Genomic DNA, 15,580 nt, shown 5'->3' on the forward strand with positions numbered 1-15,580 from the left:
GGGAAAGGAAACCACATGACGGAAACGATCAAGGACAAGGTCAGGGCCTTTGTCATCGAGAACTTCCTGTTCGGCGATACGTCCTACGATCTCGCCGACACGGCGTCGCTGATCGAGAACGACATCATCGATTCGACCGGCGTTCTCGAACTTGTCGCCTTCATCGAAGATCAGTTCGGAATAACCATGGGAGATGCCGACATCGTGCCCGCGAATCTGGATTCGCTCGCGCGCATCTCAGCCTTCATCGGGGCAAGAGCTGGAGCGCCGGCCACGGCCTAACCTGACGCGAGGGGGCGTCCTATGCGGTTCGAGCAATTCCTTATCGGCAGTGCCACACGGCATGGTGCGAAAACGGCGCTGGTTACCGATCGCAGACGCCTTCGCTATGACGAATTCGATGATCTGTCGAGCCGCCTTGCCAACGCGCTGATGAAAGCCGGCGTCAAGCGTGCCGACCGCGTCCTCGTCTTCATGGACAATTGCTGGGAGGCGGCGGTCTCGATCTTCGCCATCCTGAAGGCCGGGGCGACCTTCAGTCCGATCAATGCGTCGACCAAGGCGGACAAGCTCGCCTATATCATCACCGATTGCGAGGCGGTTGCGATCCTCACCCAGGCGAAACTGACGCCGATTGTCGCCGAGGCTGCGCAGTTGAGTGGAAGCACCGGGCTTTTCATCGCCTCGACGGCGGCGCCGAACGGCAACACCCCTGAGGGGGTAGTGGCCTTCGAAGCCTGCCTGTCGGAAGACGCAACGCCGGTTCCGCATCGCGGCATCGATGTCGACCTGGCGATGCTGATCTACACCTCTGGCTCCACCGGGCGACCGAAGGGGGTGATGATGACCCATCGCAACCTCGACGCAGCCTCGGAGTCGATCACGACTTATCTGCGCAACCAGCCAGACGACATCATTCTCAACGTGTTGCCGCTCGCCTTTGACTACGGCCTCTATCAGTTGCTGATGGCCGTGCGCATCGGCGCGACGCTGGTGCTCGAAAAATCCTTTGCCTTCCCGCATGCGATCTTCGAGCGCCTCCGCGAGGAAGGCGTCACCGGGTTTCCGCTGGTACCGACCATGGCGGCGATGATCCTGCAGATGCGTGAATTGGAGCCGGGTTTCCTGCCGAGCGTGCGCTACTTGTCCAACACCGCCGCTGCGCTGCCGCCGCCCCATATCGCGCGGTTGCGCGAGCTCTTTCCCGGCGCGCGGCTTTACTCGATGTATGGCCTGACGGAATGCAAGCGTTGTACCTATCTTCCGCCGGAGGAACTTGATCGTCGTCCGGGGTCCGTCGGCATCGCCATCCCGAACACCGAAGCTTTCGTCGTCGATGACGAGGGCCAGCGCGTGCCCCCGGGTGTACCCGGTGAACTCGTCATTCGCGGGCCGCATGTGATGCAGGGCTATTGGCGCAACGATGCCGCAACGGAGCGCATGCTCAGGCCAGGGCCGAACCCCTGGGAAAAGGTGCTCTATACGGGCGACCTGTTCCAGACCGATGAGGAAGGGTTCCTGTACTTCGTCGGGCGCAAGGACGACATCATCAAGACGCGTGGTGAGAAAGTCGCGCCGAAGGAAGTCGAGACCGTGCTGCACGCGCATCCCGGCATCGCCGAGGCTGTGGTCGTCGGCGTCGCCGACCCGGTGCTTGGTCACGCCATCGCAGCGCTGGTGGTGCGCTCGGATCCGACCTTGACCGACAAGGACGTCATTCGCCACTGCAGCCGGCATCTCGAAGATTTCATGGTGCCGAAGATAGTCGAATTCCGCACCGAGCTCCCGAAGACGGATACGGGTAAGGTCAGCCGCCGGCTTGCGGCCGAAACGATGGAACCAGCACAATGAACATTCGAACGACTGAGGGTGCACATCCGTTTTCAGCAGAGACGTTGACGATCGACAATGCCGTCGAGACGGACCGTATCGTTGCCGGACTGCGCGAGCAACTGCGGGCGATGAAGAAGCGCGGCCTGGTGCTTGGCCTTTCCGGTGGCATCGATTCCAGTGTTTCGGTTGCGCTGGCGGTGCGTGCCGTCGGTGCCAAGAACGTGTTCTGCCTGTTCATGCCGGAAAACGATTCCGATCCGGACAGCCTGCGCTATGGCCGGCTTGTCGCCGAGACCTTTGGAGTGGACGCAATCGTCGAGGACATTGGGCCGACATTGAAGGCGATGGGCTGCTACGAGCGTCGCGATGCCTTCATTCGCGAGCTGGTGCCTGACTACGGCGACGGATGGGCCTCCAAGATCGTGATCGCCAATGCGCTTGAAGGCGAGGGCTACAACATCTCGTCGCTTGTGGTGCAGAGCCCTGAGGGCGTGCAATCGAAACACCGTATGCCGCCGTCGGTCTATCTCGGCATCGTTGCTGCCACCAACATGAAGCAGCGCACGCGCAAGCAGGTCGAATACTATCACGCCGACCGGCTGAACTTTGCCGTGCTCGGTACGCCGAACAGGCTTGAATACGACCAGGGGTTCTTCGTCAAGAACGGTGATGGGGCGGCCGACGTCAAGCCGATCGCCCATCTCTACAAGTCGCAGGTCTATGCACTTGCCGCCCATCTCGGCATTCCCGAAGAGATCCGCCGCCGGCAGCCGACGACCGACACCTATTCTCTCGAGCAGACGCAGGAAGAGTTTTACTTCTCTCTGCCCTATGCGCGCATGGACCTCTGCCTCTACGGGCTCAACAACGGCATCGACATCGATGCCGTCGCCAGCGCTGCGGGCCTCACACCCATTCAGGTCGAACGGGTATGGGCGGATATCGCGGCGAAACGCAAAGCGACGCGCTACCTGCATCTGGGGCCGCAGCTTGTACGGCCCGTCGAGGAAATCTAAGGTTCCGGGGCAACTCGCGGATCGGATGAAATGGCTCCCGGTCCGCGATTTGCACGGGTACCGCAGCAGCGTCTGCCGGCTTGCTTCCACGACGTTCAGATTGAGCGCATCACTCGAAGTGGCCGGCGATCAGCCGGCACCAGTGTTCCCCGGCAAGGCCGTTGAAGAAACCTTGTCCGTCCCGGCAGGCCTGGACGATCGCCGGATCGCGCGAGTGAAGCACGGTCGAGGCAACGTGGACGAAGGCGATCCGGCGCCCGAGCATGGCCTCCATCAGCGTCGGCTGTGTCCGTCCGCGCAGGCCAGGAAGCCCGCGCCGCGCCGCGTGATCGACAAGGCAGTCGAGGACAGGACCGGCCTGGCCGGGCAGCGCCAGAACCTGCAGCACCCGTCCGATTTCGCCCGGCCTGGCATAGTAGGCGAAGGCGCCGACGACGGTACCGGTGCGCGCCGCGACCAGGGCATAGAGAAGTTCACCCTGTTCGGGCTTTTGCTCTGCGTCACCGAGGATGTAGTCGAGCTGCCCCTCGGCCCAGTCGGGGTGAAGCGGAAACGGTTCAATGAAGCGGTCGACCACGGCGGCGAAACCCTTGCGGTCGGTATCGTTGGCGGTAAAGCCAGACTGGGCGGTGCCGGTCGCAGCCACGGCCGACCAGCGTTGTTCGCCGGGGGCCATACGTTTGCGGTAGAGGCTGTCGACGGTGCGTGCGATGGGCGCTGCAAGCCGCGCAGGCTTGATGCGGTTCGATGCCACGCTGAGGCTGAAGGAGGCGGGTTGGATGACGCGCACCCAGTCGAGGCTGTATTGCGGCAGCACGATGCCGCGAAGCCGGGTCCACATCTGCACGGAGACGTCGCTTGCGGTCTCGCTGAAGGACAGGTCCTGCGGACCTGCCAGGAACGCTTTCAGGATGCGCGCGCCGGCCAGTGGGTCGTTGTCGCGGTCCTCGACCATCAGCGAGCCGCAGATCGCCGCCCGCAGCCGGCGGCCATTCAGCACCATGGGCAGGACATTGACGCCGACAAAGCCGGAGATCACACCCCTGTCGTTGACGTGCACGAGCGGGCGGATCTCCGGGTCGCAGCCCGGCGCATCGAGGTAAAGCCGCTGCATATAGGCCACGAGCGTCGGTGGTGCTCTCCCCTTTTCGTCGCGGAATACGCGCTGGAACATGCCTGCGATCGCCGGAATGTCTGCGCGTTCAAGCGAACGGATTTCGCTCATTTGGATCCGCCAGCCCGATCGTCGATTTTTTTGACGAAAGCGACCCGCGGTTTGCCGTCGCGATCGTTCGCGAACGTTACCGTCTCATAGGCCTTGGCCCGGGAAAGGAGTGCGGCAGCCTGTCGATCCTGTCCCTCGCCGAATTCGAACAGAAGCCAACCGCCCGGTTTCAGGAAGGCAGGAGCGTCCCGGATCAGCCGCTGGTGGATGGATATGCCGTAGGGGCCGCCGTCGAAGGCTTCGCGCGGCTCGCTGTCAAGCAGGTGCGCCCTGTCTCCCTCGAGCCGTCCGGTCGAGATATAGGGGGGGTTGCAGACAATCATGTCGACGCTGCCTTCGAGCCCGTCGTCGGCCAATGCCGCGAAAAGGTCGCCCTGGCGGATGGAGACCCTTGCGCCGACGCCAAGACGCTCGACGTTGCGGCGGGCGAGTGCGACGGTGCTGTCGGTCAGGTCCGCACCCCAGACGCGGGCGGACGGAACTTCGCTGGCAATACCGACGGCAAGATTTCCAGAGCCGCAGCACATGTCGATGACGACAGGTGCGGCCGTGCCGTCCTTGAGGATCGACACAGCCTTCATGCCGAGCAGCTCGGTCTCCTCCCGTGGAACCAGGACATCGGCTGCAAGTTCAAGCTCGACGCCCATAAAGCGATGCAGACGCAGTGGCCGGTCGCCGGCCGGCACGTCGTTCGAATGATTGTCGTTGTGCGGCACGGCCACTCCCTCATGTCCTGGGTGAAGTTCCTGGATAACTCTGTGACGCGTAGTGCTGCAGACTATTGTAATCGGGTAAACGAAGCTCAAATGCAATTGCGGCGCATGCGTTAACCGCGCAATCATCTCTCACTGCTACCTTGCGCGGCGATCAAAGGCGATTGCTCGCTGTCATTGAGTGCGATTTTGCGCAATAAACGGCGGGTTGGTGTCAAAGGCAGATCGGAATGGCTTCGGAAAGTGTGAAGGAACGCACGCACAGACCGTTCCTCTCGATGATCCTGTCCTACGCTGCATCCGGCGGCAGTCTCGTCATCGGGTCCGCCGCCCAGCTCCTGACTTTCGCGATCCTCGCGCGCTGGCTTGGCGTGCATGAGTTCAGCGTTTTCGTCGCCATCACCGCCGTTGCCAACATTGCCGTGCACCTGTGCGGCCTAGGCGCAATGGAGTGCCTGGTGCGTCGCGTCGCGCGTGACCGCGGCATGTATCCGCGCATGCTCGGCCACAACATCCTGCTGACGGCCGCAAGCGGCACGATCCTCGTCCTGCTCGGTGCTGCAGTGCTGCCGCTCTTCTTCACGCTCTCGCGCGATCCCGCGACCAATGTCGCGGCGATCACGTTGATGCTTGTCACCAACGTCATCTTCGTCCGCGTCATCGTGCTTGCCGAGCAGATCTTCCTCGCCCATTCCAATTTCGCTTCGGCGAACAAGGTCGTCGTCGGCTTTGCCGTGGCGCGCACGATCGCGGCGGCACTGGCCTGCATCGTCTTTGGCGTGGCGACCGTCGCGTCGTGGGCCGTGTGGCAGTTCCTGTGCCATGTTCTGGTGGCACTCTGCTGCTGGCGCGCCGTCAAGGGGCTCGGCCGTCCAAGCTACGGTATCGTGCGGGAAGAGTTGCCGCTGGGGCTCTATTTCAGCATTCCCTTCATCCTGCGCGCGGTCAGGCAGAATGCCGATCTCCTGGTGTTGAGCCTTGTGGCGAGTGCCGAGGTCATGTCGAGCTACAGCGTTGCGCGCCGGATGCTGGAAAGCAGCTATCTCTCCGTCGAGGCGTTGAACCGGCTGATCTACCCGGGTTCTGCCAAGGCGACCGCCGCCGGCCTTCATCATGCGTTTGCGCGTGTCCGCAAGGTGCTGTTGGCTGCAACATCGATCAGCATTGCCGCCGCCGTAGCGGTTTTCTTACTCGCGCCGGTACTGCCGTATCTCTTCGGCAAGGACTATGTTTCCCTGGTTTCCTTCGTCCGCATCCTCTGCTGGGTCGTTGTTCCGCTCGCCATGTGGTCGGTGGCGATGGAAGCGCTCGGCGCTTCCGGCTACCATCCGGCGCGCGCTTCCGTGATGGGGCTCGGCAGCGTGCTCGGCGCCGGGCTCACGGCCTGGGCGACCTGGTATGCACCGCCGACCGGAACGTTCATTTCCTTCTACGTCATCGAAATTGCGATGGTCATTGTCTCCTGGACCGTTTTCCTGCGCTTCGTGAAGCGCGATCGGGACCAGGCGGACCATGCACCGCTGCAGACCAGGATGGCCCATGAAGGTTGAGGTCGGGACCATGCGGGTAGAAAGGTCGCTCGGACGGGAAACGTCCCGCTTGGGCACTGTGCGCGCGATGGAGCTCCGGGACATTCCCATCGTCAGCAGCATGTTCACGCGGATATTTCGCAAGCGCGAACACGCGGCGAACCAAGAGCTTCGACAGTATATCGAGACCACCTTCTTCGGCAGCCCACTCTATGCCCCGGAGAACGGCAGCATCGTCTACGACGACGGGGCCGGCGGGATCGGCAGCGCCATCCTGGCGCTACCGATGGAATTCACGGTCAACGGCCGACGGACCATGGCACGGCTCCTGTGTGCCTTCATGTCGGAAGGCAAGGCCGGCGCAGTCGGCGCCGCCTGCCTGGCCCGCGCCATGCGTGCCGCCCGGCAGGACATGTGTTTTTCCGACAATTCTTCGCCGGTGAGCGCGGACCACTGGGTAGCCGGTGGCGGGATCGTGCTTCCGGTCCAGAGCCTCGACTGGCGCCGGTCCTTTCGGCCGCTCAAGGCCTGGGCCCTGACGATCGGTCGTCAGGCGCCGGTTCTGCGCTCGCGTGTCATCACCGGGCCTCTTTCGGTGGCCGATGGAATCCTGCGCCGCCGTCGTCCCAGCACGAAGCCGAGCGGCGCGGCCGGCTGCACCGCCCGTGCCATCGATCCCTCAGCCTTTATCGAATGCGCCGAGCCGATGCTCCAGCGCTTTGCCGTCCGGCCCGTCTGGTCGCGCAGCGAGTTCGACTGGCTGGTGGCCGTCGCGCGCTTGAACAGCAACTTGGGCGAACTGCTTTGCCGGGAGGTCGTGGATGGGAATGGGCGTGTCATTGGCGCCTATCTCTATTTCGGCAAGGCCGGGAGTACCGCAACGGTGCTCAACATCGTCTGTGAGGCGGGCCGCGAGCTCGACGTCACCGCGCAGATGTTCCATGCACTGGACGCCGAAGGATACGCTCTTGCGATCGGCAGTGCGCAACCTTTCCTGATGAACGCGATTTCACGTCAAAGGTGGCTATCATTCCACCACCGCGGTTACTTCTGCATGGTGACGCGGCACGCGGACCTCAAGGAGGCCGCGCTGCGCAACGAGATCTACATCGGCGGGCTTGCGTCGGAGAGCTGGAGCCGCCTGTTGACCGACTTCTGAGGCGGCATGGTTAAGCTGCCGCTGGTTCGTTTAACGGAATGTTCACCCTGCGACATTAAATCTGCGGTAGAAGGCGGCACGCGAGGTCACGTTCTTCGCGTCTTGATGGGCGTGCGTGAGGGATGCGTATGTATAGGCCGGACGAGGCCGGAAAACCGAGGCCTAGCCAGGCGACGCATGATCACCGTGCGGCGAGCGAAAGAGGTTCCTTGCTGGATCTTTTGTCGTCCGATGTCCAGCAGGCCGCGCCGCCTGTTGACCGGCCTGCAAGCTTCCAGCAGCGCTCGCAAAGCTCTCCTGATCCAGCCCCGCTTCAGTCGAGCGCACCGCAGTTGCGTGACAGTGGCTATTTCCCGGGACTGAGCGACATCGGCGCGATCGGCGTCGACGACATTATCCGCTGGCTGCGCGACGGGCTCTTTTGGATCGTTGTCGCCGTTGTTCTCTGCACCGCCGCAGCACTCGCCTATGCCGTGACAGCCACGCCGCGCTACGCCGTCTATACCGATATCGTCGTCGACCCATCCAACCTCAATGTCGTCAGCGACGACGTCTTCACCAGCAATCCGCAGCGCGATGCGCAGTTGCTGGAGGTCGAAAGCAAGCTTCGCATCCTGACGTCGCGTAACGTCCTGTCGCGCGTCATCGAGCAATTGCGCCTGACCGAAGATCCGGAATTCGTCAAACCGTCGACCTTCGGTTCGCTGAAGAACCTGTTCTCGAGTAAGGCGGAACAACGGGCAGACAACGAACTAGCGGCCATGCGGGCCTTGTCGGAGCGTGTCGAAGCGCGACGCGAGGAGCGCTCCTTCGTCGTGGTGATGAAAGTCTGGAGCGAAGAAGCGGCAAAGGCGGTGACGCTGTCGAACGCTATCGTCGCGGCCTTCGAGCAGGAGCTTTTTCAGTCCGCTGCAGAGAGTGCCGGACGCGTTGCCCAGAACCTGAATGCGCGCCTTGACGAATTGCGCCACAACGTCACCGCGGCCGAACGGGCTGTCGAGGATTTCCGCCGCAAGAACGGGCTGCAGTCGACCAATGATGGCCAACTGGTCAGCAATCAGCTTTCCAATCAGCTGAACACCCAGGTTCTCGACGCGCAACAGCGCTTTATCCAGGCGGAGACGCGCTATCGGCATATGAACGACGCGATCGTGCAGGGGCGGACCGCGAGCGCTTCGGAGTTCGAGTCCGTCAACATGACGAATCTGCGCGAGCAGTACAACCTGCTGCAGCAGCAGATCGCTTCCATGCAGCGCACCTATGGCGAACGCCATCCACGCCTGGTCAGTTCACGCTCCGAACGCGCGACCCTGGAAGCGGCCATGGCTGACGAGGCACGCCGCATCCTCGAGCGGGCAAAGGCCGACATGGACCGGGAGCAGCAGGCCTTTGCAGCCTTGCGGGCCAAGGCCAGCGACGAGAAGTCGAACGTCTTTGCCGACAACGAGGCCCAGGTTCAGCTTCGCGACCTCGAGCGGGACGCCCGCGCCAAGGCCGCCATCTACGAAACCCATCTGGCGCGCGCCCAGCAGATCGCCGAACGCCAGCAGATCGACACGACCAATGTCCGCGTCATTTCGCGTGCGCTGCCACCGAATTCCCGAAGCTGGCCGCCGCGCACCCTTATCCTTTTGGCAGGCGGTGCGATATTCGGTCTGGCGCTCGGTATCGGCCTGGCGGTCACTTTGGGCCTGTGGCGCTTCTTGCGCGGACGCCGGCCGGTCGCGGCCTGAGAGGAGGCATGAGCAGCGCCGTCTATATCGAGGAAAGCCCGGCAGACCTGCTCCGCATGCGCGTCGGAACGGTGCTCTTCATGGCGACGTTCCTGTTCTTCTGGATTTCGACCACCCCCTTCGTCGATCTGACCGGCGCGGCGGTGCTCGATCCATCGGCCGGCAATTCGAACCGGCTGAACCAGATCGTGTCGCTGGTCCTGTTTGCCGGAATGTTTGCCTATGGCCTGGCACACCCGATGCGCCGGATCATCCTGCAGCCGCGACCGTTGCTTGCCGTGCTCTACACCTGGTTCCTGTTCGTCTCGGCGATCTCGGCCTATCCGATGCTCGGTATCAAGGGCACCGTGCTTGCGGTGATGGTGACGATCAATGCCAGTGTCTACCTGCTGCTGCCGGCGTCCGAACGGCATTTTGCCAAGATGCTTGGGCTCGGCATCCTGTTCATGCTGGCGGTGGCCTATTACGGCATTCTCTTCAAGCCGACCCTGGCGATCCATCAGGCCACGGAGCTGCGCGAGCCGATGAATGCCGGCCTTTGGCGTGGCCATTTTCCCCACAAGAACAGTGCGGCGGCGGCCATGGTGATTGCCGCCTTCTTCGGCCTCTACGTGATGAACGTCTGGTCGCGGCTCGCCGGCATCATGATCGTCGCACTGTCGTTCAACTTCCTGCTTCACACCGGCGGCAAGACGTCGACCGCGATGTTGCCGGCGATCGTACTGCTTGCGTGGATTTTCGAGCGGTTCCGTTTTCTGCGGATCCCGATCGTTATCGGCGGCGTCGGCCTCTTCAATCTTTTTGCCGTCGGTTCGGCGGTGTTCACGCCACTCAGCGAGTTCATCACCGAACTCGGCATCGACGCGACATTCACCAACCGGGCGGATATCTGGCGCTTTGCCTTTACCGCGCTCGCCGAACAACCGATAACCGGTTACGGCTTCAAGGCCTTCTGGCAGACGTCCGAACTCGTAAACGGCGGCGGTTCGATCGAGACCTGGGCAGTGGCGGCGGCCAACGGCCACAACTCCTATCTCGACATTGCGCTCACCACGGGCTTTCCCGGATTGTTTCTGACGGTGATCTGGTTGCTTGTCCTGCCGTTGCGCAACATCGCGCGCCTGGCGCCTGCCGAGGAACATTCGCATCTGACCCGGCTGTTCATTCGGGTCTGGCTCTATACGATCTTCAACGCCGGTCTGGAGAGCCTGTTCTTCGAAGGCGGCAACATGCTCTGGTTCACCTTCCTGTTTTCCCTCTATGGCCTGCATCTCCAGTCGCGCGCCGTGCTTTCGGTGGCGCCGCAGCAGGCAGTGTACGGAGCCGCCCATGGCTGATCTCATGCGAACCATAGACGGACTGGTGGATCGCGTCGCCAACCGGCTGATCTGGCGATTTGCCGCCAAGCCGCGCGATGTGAAGACCGGCGTACCGCTCGTCTCGTTCACCTTTGATGACGTGCCCGACAGCGCGCTCCACAACGGCGCCGCGATCCTCGAGCGCCACGGGGTGCGGGGCACCTTCTACATTGCCGGCGGCCTTGCGGGCCGGGTCGAGCCCGGCCGCACACTGATCTCGTCGGAAGGATGCAGCGAGCTTGCCGCGCGCGGCCACGAAATCGGTTGCCACACCTTTTCCCACAGCAAGATGCGGCGCCTGGGAGCGGGGCTTGCCCGCGATCTTGACGGCAATGCCGACTACCTGAGGCGGAGCGGCGTCGACAGGGCCGCGACGAACTTCGCCTTTCCCTATAACGCGGCCTGGCCATTGGCGCGCCGCGAACTCGGACGGCGCTACCGCACCTGCCGGGCTGCCGGCGAGAGCATTAATCGCACCGCCGTCGATCCGCTGATGCTGAAAGCGGTGGAAATCCGGCAGCCGGAGGCCGATGCCCGGATGCTGACCGGGTGGATCGACGATGTGGTCACGCGACCTGGCTGGCTGGTGTTCTTCACCCACGACATCGCCGCGCGACCGACGCCCTTTGGCTGCACGCCGGAAACGTTCGAGTACCTCGTTCAGTACGCGGTCGACAAGGGCTGCGCGGTGCTGCCTGTCGAGCAGGTGCTCGACAGGCTCGGCTGGTAGGAGGGCCGGATGTCGGAACCCAAGAACGGCACCAAAAGTCTTCTGGCAATCAACAACTACTTCTACCGGCGCGGCGGCGCCGAGGCGGTCTTCTTCGACCACATGAAGATGTTCGGCGATATCGGCTGGGAGGTCGTGCCCTTTGCCATGCAGCACGAGGACAACGCGCCTTCGCCCTGGGCGGACTATTTCGCCTCCGAGATCGAGTACGGCCGTCGCACCAGCCCGCTGCGCAAGGTGGTGCAGGCGGCAAGCGTCATCTATTCGCGCGAAGCGCAGCGAAGCATCGGCCGGTTGATCGAAAAGGTCAGGCCCTCGATCGCCCATGCCCACAACGTGTACCACCATCTCTCCCCGGCCATCTTCTCGACGCTGAAGTCGGCAGGGATACCGGTGGTGATGACGGCGCATGACCTGAAGCTTGCGTGCCCTTCCTACAAGATGCTGCGCCACGGGGTCGTGTGCGAGGAGTGCCGCGGCGGGCACGTCTACAATGTCCTGCGCCATCGGTGCATCAAGGGGGAGTTGCCGCTGAGCGCCGTGGTGCTTGCGGAAACCGTCGTCCACCGCGCGCTCGGTCTCTACCGCAACAGGGTGGACCGCATCGTCGTGCCCAGCAAGTTCTATGTCGAGAAGCTGGTCGAATGGGGCTGGCCGCGCGAGCAGATGGTCCATGTTCCGAACTTCGTCGATGTGGACGATTATTCCGACCAATGGACGGAAGGCGACTATTTCGTTTTCGCCGGGCGGCTGGCGCCGGAAAAGGGGCTGGCGACCCTGATCCGGGCCGCAGCTTCTTCGCGGCAACGGCTGGTGATTGCCGGCACCGGTCCAGAGGAGGCAGCGTTGCGCCAACTCGCAGGCGAGACCGGCGCCGATGTCACCTTTGCCGGTTACCTATCGGGTCACGCGCTGCATCGTTTGATCGGGGAATCGCGAGCACTGGTCCTGCCGTCCGAATGGTACGAAAACGCGCCGATCAGCGTGCTGGAAGCCTATGCCTTGGGGCGCCCTGTCATTGGTGCATCGATCGGCGGCATTCCCGAGATGATCGTTGAGGGGGAGACCGGCATGACGGCACGGGCTGGTGATGCCTCCGACCTGGCGCGCACGCTGGCGAAGATGGCCGCGCTGCCTCCGGCAGCGCGTGCGGCGATGGGGAGTTCCGGTCGCAACTGGATCGCCAAGGAATTTTCGGCGGCCGCCTATCGCCGCCGGACGCTCGATCTCTATGCCATGCTCGGCGCGGCCTGACCGCGCCGCCATTAACGTTACGATACAATTTGTAGTAACCTGGGCTCGCCCTATGGTTTTCTCTGATTTATATAAGGGGTCAATGAAATATCTTGAACAGCAGGTAAGTATTTCGCCGCAGTAAAAAAACGGAACGGCTCGAGGCGACGCATGAGCAGGAAGCCAGAAGTTTCGCGAAGTCATCGCCAACAGCAGCCGGTGAATGCGCAGGAGATGGTGCAAACCGGAGTGTCCGGCGGAAACGACGGGTTGCCTCGGCGTGGCGCTGCCTTTGCCGCAAGGCAGAACAGCCGGTCTGTCCAGAGCGGAGCCCTTGCTGCCAGAGGTGAGCGCAAGCGCGTGATGATGCTGGGGCTGCGCGGCATACCGAACGTGCAAGGGGGCGTCGAGAAACACGTCGAGATGCTTTCCAGCAAACTCCTGGGTTACGGGTGGGACGTGGAGGTGGTCGGGCGTCGCCGCTATCTCCAGGATAGAGAGATCTATGCCTGGAACGGGGTCGAGGTCATTCCGCTGTGGTCGCCGCGTCGCATGGCACTGGAGGCGCTCGTTCATACCTTCCTCGGCGTGTGCCTTGCTGCATGGCGGCGCCCTGACGTGCTGCACATCCACGCCATCGGCCCAGCGCTGATGACGCCGTTTGCGCGCCTTCTCGGGCTCAAGGTCGTCGTCACCCATCACGGCTATGACTACGACCGGCAAAAGTGGGGCGCCTTCGCCAAGCGGGCGCTGAGGCTTGGCGAGTATTTCGGCATGCGCTTTTCCAACGGGCGTGTGGCGATCTCAAAAGATATCGTCCAGACAATGCGGGTTCGCCACCATGTGTCGATGACGCTGGTGCCGAACGGTGTCGCCATCAGTCCGCCAAGTGGCACGTCTGGCGTTCTCGCGGAGTTTGGCCTCACGCAACGGGGCTACATCCTGCTTGCTGCCCGTCTGGTGCCGGAGAAACGGCAGATAGATCTGATCCGGGCCTTTGCCAAGGGCGGCCTTTCCGGCTTCCGGCTCGTCCTTGCCGGCGGAGCGGAGTTTGAAACACCCTATGTCAAAGAGGTGAGGGTGCTCGCTGCCGAGGTGCCGGGCGTGGTGCTCACAGGCTTCCAGTCGGGCGACAGGCTCGCGGAACTGTTTGCGAATGCCGCCCTGTTCGTGCTGCCTTCGAGCCATGAGGGCATGCCGATCGCGCTGCTCGAAGCGATGGCCTACGGGCTGCCGGTACTGGCAAGTGACATCGTCGCCAACCAGGAACTGGACCTGGCCGCCGACGAGTACTATCCGCTGGGCGATATCGGTGCGCTTGCGGCTGGAATTGCCGGAAAGCTTGCGGCACCGTTGAACGACGAGGAGGTGCGCGAGCGTGCGGCGCACGCCGAAGCCACCTACAGTTGGACGAACGTGGCGCAAAAGACAGCTGCCGTGTATAGCGCACTGCTGGCGAAGTAGCCTGGATGCCCGTCGCGTCCGACGTTTCGCCGTAGCCAAGTTGCGTCAGCGCCCGCGCAAATCAGACGAATTGTGCGGTCGCAGTCGCGGATCCCTCGCCGATTGCCGTGCCCTGCACGCCGCCTGAAAGACAAGAAGACAATGAACCTCAAGCGCGCCGCCTGCCTTTTCGCATGGCTCCTGTTTGCCGCGATTGCCTACTCGACGACATCACCGCTCGATCTGCGCCCGCGCATCGGACATCTGGTACACCTTGAGCGCTTCGGTGCGTTCGGCCTGTTGGGCCTGCTGTTTGCGATCGCCTATCCGAGACGGCTCGGCCAAGTTCTTGTTCTCGTGCTCGCGACCGCCATCGGTTTCGAGATGCTGCAGATGGTGTCGGCGGACCGCCACGCCCGGGTGACGGATGTCGCGGTCAAGCTTGCCGGGGGCGCCTGCGGGGTTCTGGCTGGTTGGGTCTTCATCCGCTACCGGTCACGGTTTTCGGCTTTGCTGGTCGGGATAAACAAAAACGCAAAACATCGCAGCTAGTGTGTTGGCAACCTGAACGCGTCCACGGACGCGCCACTGATATTGGGGGATCGCGTGGCAGTATCCGTCATCATCAAGACGCTGAACGAGGAAAAGCGTATCGCCGCCACGATCGAGAGCGCGCTTGCAGCGCTCGGGACGGTCGGAGGCGAGGTTATCGTTGCCGACAGCGGCTCCCTGGACAGGACTGTCGAGATCGCTTCGCGTTATCCCGTGGTCATCGCTCAGATCAGCGCACCGGCACGACCGAGTTGCGGGATCGGTCCGCAGCTCGGGTTTCAGTACTCACGCCATGACCTTGTGTGCCTGGTCGATGGTGACATGCTGCTCGATGGCGATTTCCTTGAAGTGGCGGTCGAGTTCCTCGACGACAATCCCGAAGTCGCGGGTGTCACCGGTCACGTCCAGGAAATGTTGACCTCCAATCTCGAATTTGCCCGGCGGGTCACGCGCAACGCGCCGGAAAACCGCATCGGCGCCATCGACCGCATGAACGGCGGCGGCGTCTACCGGCGCGTGGCGATCGAGAAGGTTGGCTATCTCTCCGACCGCAACCTGCATGGCTACGAGGAGTTCGATCTCGGCATCAGGCTGCGCAGCGCCGGGTGGAGGCTGCACCGCCTCGACCGGCGCTTCGTCCAGCATTTTGGCCATACGGACAATTCCTACCGACTGCTCATCCGGCGCTGGAAGAGCAAGTACCTGTTCGGTATTGGTGAATTGCTGCGCGCTTCGATCGGCCGGCCCTATTTCTTCCAGCTCATCCGGGAGTTGCCGGAGCTGAAGCTCTGGGCATTGGTCTATCTCTGGTGGGCGCTATCGCTTGGCCTCCTGCTGTTCCTGCCTGACAAGCGGCTTGCGCTTGGCACTATTGCGGCCGTGCTTGTCGCCGTCGTCGGGTTGATGAGTTGGCGCAAGGGCGGCTTCAGCATGGGTCTTTATACCGTCGTTGCCTGGTTCTTCCACGCGGCTGCCTTGCCGGTTGGCTTCTTCCGGGCGCGCCGCAAGCCCGATGCACCGATCGAAAGCAAGCTGCTCGGAGCGCCGGCGTGACGC

The 15,580-nt window shown here is 62.8% G+C and carries 14 protein-coding genes; 12 read left to right on the forward strand and 2 right to left on the reverse strand.

What is annotated here, in order from left to right:
• Nucleotides 1-15 precede the first annotated feature (15 nt).
• From MKZ91_RS08850 to nadE, 3 genes are read left to right on the forward strand one after another with little or no spacing between them, the layout of a single operon-like run.
• Nucleotides 16-282: an acyl carrier protein gene (locus MKZ91_RS08850; protein ID WP_336170137.1), complete on the forward strand. Its 267-nt coding sequence runs from the start codon at nt 16-18 to the stop codon at nt 280-282.
• Between the two features lie 21 nt (nt 283-303).
• The gene (locus MKZ91_RS08855) at nt 304-1,851 is read left to right on the forward strand and encodes a class I adenylate-forming enzyme family protein (protein WP_336170139.1); all 1,548 of its coding nucleotides are present in this window, start codon (nt 304-306) and stop codon (nt 1,849-1,851) included.
• A complete protein-coding gene (gene nadE / locus MKZ91_RS08860; protein WP_336170141.1) occupies nt 1,848-2,849 on the forward strand; it encodes an NAD(+) synthase in 1,002 nt (333 codons plus the stop codon). The genes MKZ91_RS08855 and nadE overlap by 4 nt, the downstream gene beginning before the upstream one ends.
• 109 nt (nt 2,850-2,958) lie before the next feature.
• On the opposite strand, the gene MKZ91_RS08865 is transcribed toward nadE, so the two are convergent.
• Nucleotides 2,959-4,074, reverse strand: coding sequence for a hypothetical protein (locus tag MKZ91_RS08865; protein WP_336170142.1), 1,116 nt, complete (start codon nt 4,072-4,074; stop codon nt 2,959-2,961).
• Entirely contained in the window at nt 4,071-4,916 is an 846-nt protein-coding gene (locus MKZ91_RS08870) for a N5-glutamine methyltransferase family protein (protein WP_442892224.1), read from the reverse strand. Before MKZ91_RS08870 ends, MKZ91_RS08865 begins: the two co-directional genes overlap by 4 nt.
• Nucleotides 4,917-5,017: 101 nt before the next feature.
• Here MKZ91_RS08870 and MKZ91_RS08875 point away from each other — a divergent pair, with 101 nt between their 5' ends.
• The 9 genes from MKZ91_RS08875 (at nt 5,018) to MKZ91_RS08915 (ending at nt 15,577) form a co-directional block, all read left to right on the forward strand.
• Nucleotides 5,018-6,337, forward strand: a complete 1,320-nt coding sequence (locus MKZ91_RS08875) for a lipopolysaccharide biosynthesis protein (protein ID WP_336170143.1) — start codon at nt 5,018-5,020, stop codon at nt 6,335-6,337.
• A complete protein-coding gene (locus tag MKZ91_RS08880) occupies nt 6,327-7,475 on the forward strand; it encodes a GNAT family N-acetyltransferase (RefSeq protein ID WP_336170145.1) in 1,149 nt (382 codons plus the stop codon). Before MKZ91_RS08875 ends, MKZ91_RS08880 begins: the two co-directional genes overlap by 11 nt.
• A 128-nt stretch (nt 7,476-7,603) precedes the next feature.
• The gene (locus tag MKZ91_RS08885) at nt 7,604-9,208 is read left to right on the forward strand and encodes a GumC family protein (protein ID WP_336170146.1); all 1,605 of its coding nucleotides are present in this window, start codon (nt 7,604-7,606) and stop codon (nt 9,206-9,208) included.
• A gap of 8 nt (nt 9,209-9,216) precedes the next feature.
• Nucleotides 9,217-10,545, forward strand: coding sequence for an O-antigen ligase family protein (locus MKZ91_RS08890; protein ID WP_336170147.1), 1,329 nt, complete (start codon nt 9,217-9,219; stop codon nt 10,543-10,545).
• Nucleotides 10,538-11,296: a polysaccharide deacetylase family protein gene (locus MKZ91_RS08895; RefSeq protein ID WP_336170149.1), complete on the forward strand. Its 759-nt coding sequence runs from the start codon at nt 10,538-10,540 to the stop codon at nt 11,294-11,296. Before MKZ91_RS08890 ends, MKZ91_RS08895 begins: the two co-directional genes overlap by 8 nt.
• A 9-nt stretch (nt 11,297-11,305) precedes the next feature.
• Nucleotides 11,306-12,550, forward strand: a complete 1,245-nt coding sequence (locus tag MKZ91_RS08900) for a glycosyltransferase family 4 protein (protein ID WP_336170151.1) — start codon at nt 11,306-11,308, stop codon at nt 12,548-12,550.
• A 342-nt stretch (nt 12,551-12,892) separates the two neighbouring features.
• Nucleotides 12,893-13,993: a glycosyltransferase family 4 protein gene (locus MKZ91_RS08905; RefSeq protein WP_336170556.1), complete on the forward strand. Its 1,101-nt coding sequence runs from the start codon at nt 12,893-12,895 to the stop codon at nt 13,991-13,993.
• 141 nt (nt 13,994-14,134) lie between these two features.
• Nucleotides 14,135-14,524, forward strand: a complete 390-nt coding sequence (locus MKZ91_RS08910) for a VanZ family protein (protein ID WP_336170153.1) — start codon at nt 14,135-14,137, stop codon at nt 14,522-14,524.
• A gap of 54 nt (nt 14,525-14,578) precedes the next feature.
• Complete coding sequence (locus tag MKZ91_RS08915) at nt 14,579-15,577, forward strand: glycosyltransferase (RefSeq protein WP_336170155.1); 999 nt, start codon at nt 14,579-14,581, stop codon at nt 15,575-15,577.
• Nucleotides 15,578-15,580: the final 3 nt, after the last annotated feature.

Origin of the sequence: Ensifer sp. MJa1, from assembly GCF_037026475.1 — a bacterium.
Taxonomy (GTDB): domain Bacteria; phylum Pseudomonadota; class Alphaproteobacteria; order Rhizobiales; family Rhizobiaceae; genus Ensifer.

Bases quoted from the DNA above. Each gene is read 5' to 3' on its own strand.
- MKZ91_RS08850 (WP_336170137.1), top strand. From the start codon at position 16: ATGACGGAAACGATCAAGGACAAGGTCAGGGCCTTTGTCATCGAGAAC.
- MKZ91_RS08855 (WP_336170139.1), top strand. From the start codon at position 304: ATGCGGTTCGAGCAATTCCTTATCGGCAGTGCCACACGGCATGGTGCG.
- nadE (WP_336170141.1), top strand. From the start codon at position 1,848: ATGAACATTCGAACGACTGAGGGTGCACATCCGTTTTCAGCAGAGACG.
- MKZ91_RS08865 (WP_336170142.1), bottom strand. From the start codon at position 4,074: ATGAGCGAAATCCGTTCGCTTGAACGCGCAGACATTCCGGCGATCGCA.
- MKZ91_RS08870 (WP_442892224.1), bottom strand. From the start codon at position 4,916: ATGATTGCGCGGTTAACGCATGCGCCGCAATTGCATTTGAGCTTCGTT.
- MKZ91_RS08875 (WP_336170143.1), top strand. From the start codon at position 5,018: ATGGCTTCGGAAAGTGTGAAGGAACGCACGCACAGACCGTTCCTCTCG.
- MKZ91_RS08880 (WP_336170145.1), top strand. From the start codon at position 6,327: ATGAAGGTTGAGGTCGGGACCATGCGGGTAGAAAGGTCGCTCGGACGG.
- MKZ91_RS08885 (WP_336170146.1), top strand. From the start codon at position 7,604: ATGTATAGGCCGGACGAGGCCGGAAAACCGAGGCCTAGCCAGGCGACG.
- MKZ91_RS08890 (WP_336170147.1), top strand. From the start codon at position 9,217: ATGAGCAGCGCCGTCTATATCGAGGAAAGCCCGGCAGACCTGCTCCGC.
- MKZ91_RS08895 (WP_336170149.1), top strand. From the start codon at position 10,538: ATGGCTGATCTCATGCGAACCATAGACGGACTGGTGGATCGCGTCGCC.
- MKZ91_RS08900 (WP_336170151.1), top strand. From the start codon at position 11,306: ATGTCGGAACCCAAGAACGGCACCAAAAGTCTTCTGGCAATCAACAAC.
- MKZ91_RS08905 (WP_336170556.1), top strand. From the start codon at position 12,893: ATGATGCTGGGGCTGCGCGGCATACCGAACGTGCAAGGGGGCGTCGAG.
- MKZ91_RS08910 (WP_336170153.1), top strand. From the start codon at position 14,135: ATGAACCTCAAGCGCGCCGCCTGCCTTTTCGCATGGCTCCTGTTTGCC.